Source organism: Comamonas sp. B-9 (assembly GCF_000410635.1).
Taxonomy (GTDB): Bacteria; Pseudomonadota; Gammaproteobacteria; order Burkholderiales; family Burkholderiaceae_C; genus Comamonas.
The window spans coordinates 4,594-7,377 of record NZ_KE148536.1; the positions used below are offsets into that span (position 1 = coordinate 4,594).

General features: G+C 64.4%; 4 protein-coding genes. 3 read left to right on the plus strand and 1 reads right to left on the minus strand.

Annotated features, from left to right (window positions below; genetic code table 11):
- Nucleotides 1-833, plus strand: an 833-nt coding sequence (locus H928_RS32835; RefSeq protein WP_204366292.1) for a ParB/Srx family N-terminal domain-containing protein, incomplete at its 5' end; no start/stop codon positions are given.
- 90 nt (nt 834-923) lie between these two features.
- Here the strand turns inward: H928_RS32835 and H928_RS0107655 are convergent.
- Complete coding sequence (locus tag H928_RS0107655) at nt 924-1,820, minus strand: LysR family transcriptional regulator (protein ID WP_021025950.1); 897 nt, start codon at nt 1,818-1,820, stop codon at nt 924-926.
- A gap of 204 nt (nt 1,821-2,024) precedes the next feature.
- Here H928_RS0107655 and H928_RS0107660 point away from each other — a divergent pair, with 204 nt between their 5' ends.
- Nucleotides 2,025-2,534 (plus strand): sigma-70 family RNA polymerase sigma factor, encoded by a 510-nt coding sequence (locus tag H928_RS0107660; RefSeq protein WP_021025951.1) that lies wholly within the window; start codon nt 2,025-2,027, stop codon nt 2,532-2,534.
- A partial coding sequence (locus H928_RS0107665; RefSeq protein ID WP_027010672.1) for a FecR/PupR family sigma factor regulator occupies nt 2,531-2,784 on the plus strand: 254 nt, incomplete at its 3' end. The genes H928_RS0107660 and H928_RS0107665, both read left to right, overlap by 4 nt.

Genomic DNA, 2,784 nt, shown 5'->3' on the forward strand with positions numbered 1-2,784 from the left:
AATGCACGTTAGCCGATAGCGATGTCAGCCCCGATGGCCTCAAAACCGTGGTGGTGGGCCCCAATGGCCAGCTGTACCTGACCGATGGCCACCACACCTTCACGACCCTGTGGGAACTGGCCGATGGCGGCCCAGACCTGACGGTGTATGTACGCGTCGCAGGCAATTTCAGCGATACGCCAGACCTCACGAGCTTCTGGCAAAAAATGCAGGCCAACAAGTTCGTCTGGCTGTTCGATAAGGCCGGTAAGGCCATCACGCCAGAACAATTGCCCAGCACCTTGGGCCTGGGCGCACTGGCGGACGACCCTTATCGCTCCTTGGTCTACCTCACCCGCGATATGGGCTACAGCAATGCCCAGGTGCAGGAGTTTGCCGAGTTCTACTGGGGCCTGTGGCTGCGCGAAGCAGCGTCTGGCCAAGCCGCGATCGACCTGAGCAAGTACAACCTGAAGGACCTCAACGCTGCCGAAGTCAATGTCCAAAGCGGCGTTGAAACAGCAGGCGCAGGCAGCACCGTCAGCTATGTCGCCGCTGTACGCGATGCGGCCTTCAAAATGCGCAGCGCCACGCCTGGCATTGAAATTTTTCCTGGCGTGACCAACACCGCCATGGGCCAGCTCACACCTAGCACCAGCCCCTTGAAGACAAAGGATTGGAACGACACGCTGGAAAAGGAAGTTTGGCGCAGTGACGCCAAAAAATCCGGCGACTACCGCAACGGCGGCAAGGCCTGGTATGCCGTAGGCTGGCGCAGCTGCCAAGGCGCTCCAGCGCAGCAGCCTGCATGCTGGGACAACTACATCCAGTCGCCGCCCTGGGTAGCGCAATAAGCGTGGCCAGCACCTAAGCCCGTGGAGCGCCGCAACCTTGGGGTAGGGCGCTCATGTGGCAATTCTGAGGGCCCCTTATGGGGCCCTTTCCTATGCCTGGGTCGAAGAAAACAGCAGCTCGCGCAGCCAGCGCTGCGCCGGGTTGTGGTGGCTGCGCTCATGCCAGACGGCCAGCTTGCTAAAACCTGGCACCTCCACGGGCGGCTTGCAGACCGACAAGCCCTCCATGCCAGCGACCAGGCGGCTGGGCAGCACGGCGACCAGGTCGCTGGAGCGCAGGATATCGGGCAGCACCACAAAGCATTTGAGCGACAAGGTGACCTCGCGGCGCTGGCCCAGCTTCTCCAGCGCCTCGTCCACCACGCCGTGGAAGCCGCCGCCTTCGTACGACACCAGCGCATGGTCCAGCGCGCAGAACTGCTTGACGCTGAGCTTGCGGCCCGCAGCCGGGTGGCCTTCGCGCATCACGCAGACATAGTGCTCCTGGAACAGCTCGCGCGCATGCATGTCCTGGGGGGTATTGTCACCCGTCAAAAACGCCAGGTCGATATCGCCGCGCTCGAGCTGGCCCTGCACCAGGCGCGGCTCCAGCGGGATCAGCGAGACGCGAATGCTGGGCGCCTGGCGCTTCAAGGCTGCCAGAAAGGGCACGGCAATGGCGCGCAGCGCATAGTCGGTGGCAGCGATGCGGAAGGTGAGCCGGGCGGAGCTGGGGTCAAACACCGGTGGCTGCAGCAATGCATCGATCTCGCACAGCATCTGCTTGACCGGCAGGGCCAGATCCAGCGCGCGCTGCGTGGGCACCATGCCGCGCTGGACGCGCGCAAACAAGGGGTCGGCAAAGCTCTCGCGCAGGCGCTGCAGCATGCCGCTCATCGCCGGCTGGGTCAGCCCCAGCCTGCCGGCCGCACGGGTCACGCTGCGCTCATCGAGCAGTGCGTCCAGCGCCTTGAGCAGGTTGAGGTCCATCTTCTTGATATCTCGCATGCTTATCGAAGTTTACATATAGCTAAATTTGGCTGATATTGTCGCGCTCCTCGCTTTCCGGCGTGGCCATGCGGGTTTGGGCAATGGCCGTATGGGAAGAGGGTGGCCGTGGTGCGGAGGCCAAAGGGGTCAAATACCGCTGGTTACAATGCGATTAATTCCTATTTGCATTGTCTATGGGCATGCCTGCATGCCCCCAGCCCTATGACCAGCGCCGAACCCCCTGTGCATTCAGAAGTTGCCACGCTCTATGCCGACCACCATGGCTGGCTGCAGGGCTGGTTGCGCCGCAAGCTGGGCGATGTGCACCAGGCGGCCGATCTGGCGCAGGACACCTTCATGCGCTTGCTCACGCGCGAGGAGCCGGTGCAGGCGCGCGAGCCCCGGGCGTTTTTGACAACGGTGGCCCAGCGCGTGCTGGCCAACCACTACCGCCGCCAGCATCTCGAACGCGCTTACCTGGAGGCGCTGGCCCAGGTGCCGCAGGCCACGGCCATCTCGCCCGAAGAGCGGGCGCTGCTCTTGGAGGCGCTCGACGAGATCGACCGCCTGCTCGATGGCCTGCCGGTCCCCGTGCGCCGGGCGTTCTTGATGGCCCAGCTCGATGGCATGAAGCAGGCCGAGATTGCACAGGCGCTGGGCGTGTCGATCACCACCGTCAAGCGCTACCTGCTGCAGGCGGGCATGCGTTGCTTTTTTGCGGTGGCGACATGACGGGCCCCGGCGCCTTGGCCATACCGCCCGAGGTAGCGCGTAGCGCGGTGGAGTGGTGGCTGCAGCAGCAAGAGGGCGCGCTGAGCGAGGGCCAGCACCAGGCCTGGCTGGCCTGGCGCGATGCCGACCCCTTGCATGAAAAAGCCTGGCAACACTTGGCCCAGGTCAGCGGCAAACTCAGCGCACTGGCGGCGCCCGGTAGCAGCGGCGCGGCCGAGGTGGCGCGGGCGGCCTTGGCGCCCCGGAGATC

Bases quoted from the DNA above. Each gene is read 5' to 3' on its own strand.
- H928_RS0107655 (WP_021025950.1), bottom strand. From the start codon at position 1,820: ATGCGAGATATCAAGAAGATGGACCTCAACCTGCTCAAGGCGCTGGAC.
- H928_RS0107660 (WP_021025951.1), top strand. From the start codon at position 2,025: ATGACCAGCGCCGAACCCCCTGTGCATTCAGAAGTTGCCACGCTCTAT.